This window comes from Pseudomonas sp. GLN_2 (assembly GCF_043106005.1).
GTDB lineage: Bacteria > Pseudomonadota > Gammaproteobacteria > Pseudomonadales > Pseudomonadaceae > Aquipseudomonas > Aquipseudomonas alloputida.
Map to the genome: position 1 here is coordinate 1 of NZ_JBICMC010000034.1, position 3,341 is coordinate 3,341.

1 protein-coding gene is annotated in these 3,341 nt (G+C 66.1%); it reads left to right on the top strand.

What is annotated here, in order from left to right; translation table 11 throughout:
• Positions 1 to 3,341: condensation domain-containing protein (locus tag ACF8Q6_RS09455; RefSeq protein ID WP_392498702.1), on the top strand; the 3,341-nt coding region annotated here is incomplete at both ends.

The window sequence follows — 3,341 nt, forward strand, 5'->3', positions numbered from 1 at the left end:
CATGGCCAGCAGTTGGTGGCCTACGTACTGGCCGAAGAGCAGGGCATGGCGGTGGACGCCGCCGAACTGCGTGACAGCCTTCGCGAACAGCTCAAGGGCAGCCTGCCGGACTACATGGTGCCGACGCACATCCTGCAGGTGCAGGCCTGGCCGGTGACGGCCAACGGCAAGCTCGACCGCAAGGCGTTGCCCAAGCCCGACAACAGCGCCCTGCAGCAGGCCTACAGTGCACCGCAAGGTCCGCTGGAACAGCAGATCGCGGCGATCTGGCAGGACCTGCTCAAGCTGGAGCGGGTCGGCCGCAGCGACAACTTCTTCACCCTCGGTGGCGACTCGATCGTCTCGATCCAGGTGGTCAGCCGCGCCCGCCAGGCGGGCATCCGCTTCACCACCAAGGACCTGTTCCAGCACCAGACGGTACAAGACCTTGCCGCAGTCGCCCAGGTGGGGTGTGCGGCACAGGCCGACCAGCGCCCATTGCACGGGCCAACCCCAATGCTGGCGGTGCAGCATGCCTTCTTCGAAACAGCCATTGCCGACCGCCAGCAGTGGAACCAGTCGGTGCTGTTCCGCCCGCTGCAAGTGCTTGATGCACAGGCACTGGAGCAGGCGCTGCAGGCCTTGGTCACGCACCACGACAGCCTGCGCCTGAGCTTCGTCGAGGTTGATGGGCAGTGGCAGGCCAGCTACCGTCCTGCCGGGCAGGTACAGCCACCTTTGCTATGGTGCGCGACACTGGCCGATGCCGGTGAGCTAAAGGCATTGGGCACCGAGGCCCAGCGCAGCCTCAACCTGGCCGATGGGCCGATGCTGCGCGCGGTGCTGGCAACCTTGGCGGACGGCAGTCAGCGCCTGTTGCTGGCGATCCACCATCTGGTCGTCGATGGGGTGTCCTGGCGTATTCTGCTGGAGGACTTGCACCGGGCCTACCAACAGTGTGCGGCCGGGCAGGCGCCACAGTTGCCCGCCAAGACCAGTGCCTTCAGGGCCTGGGCCGAACAGCTGCAGGCCTACGCCGGCAGCGACACGTTGCAGGCCGAACTGGGCTATTGGCAGGCGCAGTTGAGCCATGCCAGCGGCAGCCTGCCGCAGGACAACAGCGCTGGCGCCCTGAGCAACCGGTACGCCCACACGGTCTACAGCCACCTGGACGGGGCGCTGACCCGACAGCTGTTGCAGCAGGCCCCGGCCGCTTATCGTACCCAGGTCAACGACCTGCTGCTGACTGCGCTTGCGCGGGTAATCTGCCGCTGGAGCGGCGAACCCTCGACCCTGATCGAGCTGGAAGGGCACGGGCGCGAAGCGCTGTTCGACAACCTCGACCTGGGCCGCACGGTCGGCTGGTTCACCAGCCTGTTCCCGCTGCGGCTGAGCCCGGCGGCAACGCTGGATGGGTCGATCAAGCAGGTCAAGGAACAGCTGCGCGCCGTGCCCGAAAAGGGCATTGGCTATGGTGTGCTGCGCTACCTGGCGGACGCTGCCCGCCGTGAATGCCTGCGTGCCTTGCCTGTGCCGCGCATCACCTTCAACTATCTGGGCCAGCTGGATGGCCACCTGGCGACCGATGAGCAGGCGCTGCTGGTGCCCTGCGCAGACCCCAAAGGCGACGAGCAAAGCCTGGACGCGCCATTGGGTAACTGGCTGACGCTCAATGGCCAGGTCTACGCCGGTGAGCTGAGCCTGGGCTGGACCTTCAGCAGCGACATGTTCGAAGTCGCCACCGTACAGCGCCTCGCCGATGAATACAGCCACGAGCTGCGTGCCCTGGTCGAACACTGCTGCCAGCGCGAACACGCCGGCATGACCCCGTCGGACTTTCCGCTGGCCGGCCTGACCCAGGCCCAGCTCGACAGCCTGCCGCTGCCGCCAGCGATGGTCGAGGACATCTTCCCGCTTTCACCCATGCAGCAAGGCATGATGTTCCATACGTTGCTGCAGCAGGGCGGGGATTACATCAACCAGCTGCGGGTCGATGTGACTGGCGTGGATCCCGAGCGCTTCCGTGCTGCCTGGCAAGCGGCAGTCGACTGCCATGACCTGCTGCGTGGCAGCTTCATCTGGGGTGAGCTGGCCAGCCCGTTGCAGATCATTCAGCGCGAGGCGCAATTGCCGTTCGCGGTGCATGACTGGCGTGGCCGTGACGACCTTGCCGATGCGCTGGAGGCGTTCGCTGCTGCAGACCGCGCGGCCGGCTTCGACCTGGGCAAGCCGCCGCTGTTGCGCCTGACCCTGATTCGCCTGGACGCGCAGCGTTATCACCTGATCTACACCAGCCACCACATCCTGATGGACGGCTGGAGCAATACCCGGCTGCTGGGCGAGGTGCTGCAGCGCTACCACGGCAGCGTGCCGGAGCAAGGGCCGGGGCGCTTCCGTGACTACATTGCCTGGCTGCAGCGCCAGGATGGCGAAGCCCGGCAGGCGTTCTGGACCCGCCAGTTGCAAGACCTGGATGCACCCACTTTGCTGGCCAGGGCCACGGACTGGGCAGCCGGTAGTGAAGGGCAGGGGCAGGTCGAGCGGGTACAGCAACTGGATGCCCGGCAGACCGCCCGCCTGGACGCCTTTGCCCGTGAGCGCAGGGTCACCGTCAATACCGTGGTGCAAGCGGCCTGGCTGCTGGTGCTGCAGCGCTATACCGGCCAGGCCTGCGTCGCCTTTGGTGCGACCACGGCTGGGCGGCCGGCCGAACTCAAAGGCATCGAGCAGCAGATCGGCCTGTTCATCAATACCTTGCCGGTCATTGCCAGCCCCCGCCCGGAGCAAGCGCTGGGTGACTGGCTGGACACCGTGCAGGCGCTGAACATCGCCCTGCGTGAGTACGATCACACGCCATTGTTCGATATCCAGCGCTGGGCCGGGCAGGGCGGCGAAGCGCTGTTCGACAGCATCCTGGTGTTCGAGAACTACCCGGTGTCCGAAGCGCTGCAGGCCGATACCACCAGCAGCCTGGTGTTTGGTGAGGTGGCGAACCACGAACAGACCAACTACCCGCTCACGCTGGTGGTTAACCTGGGTACGCACCTGTCGCTGCAGTTAAAAGCCGATCGGGCACGGTTCAGTGCCCGGTTGGCCGAGCAACTTGGCGAGCACCTGTTGCAGGTGTTGCAGCAGATGCTTGAGAGCAGCGCCGAAACGGCGTTGGGCGAGTTGCCGATGCTGAGCCCGCAGCAGGCGCAAGCGGTGCTGCATGACCTTAACGACACCGCCACCGACTACCCCGGCGACTGGCGCGTGCACCAACTGTTCGAGGCGCAGGCGCGTCGCCAGCCGGACGCCACGGCACTGCTGTTCGGCGACCAGCGCATGAGCTACCGGGCGTTGAGCGAGCTGTCCAGCCA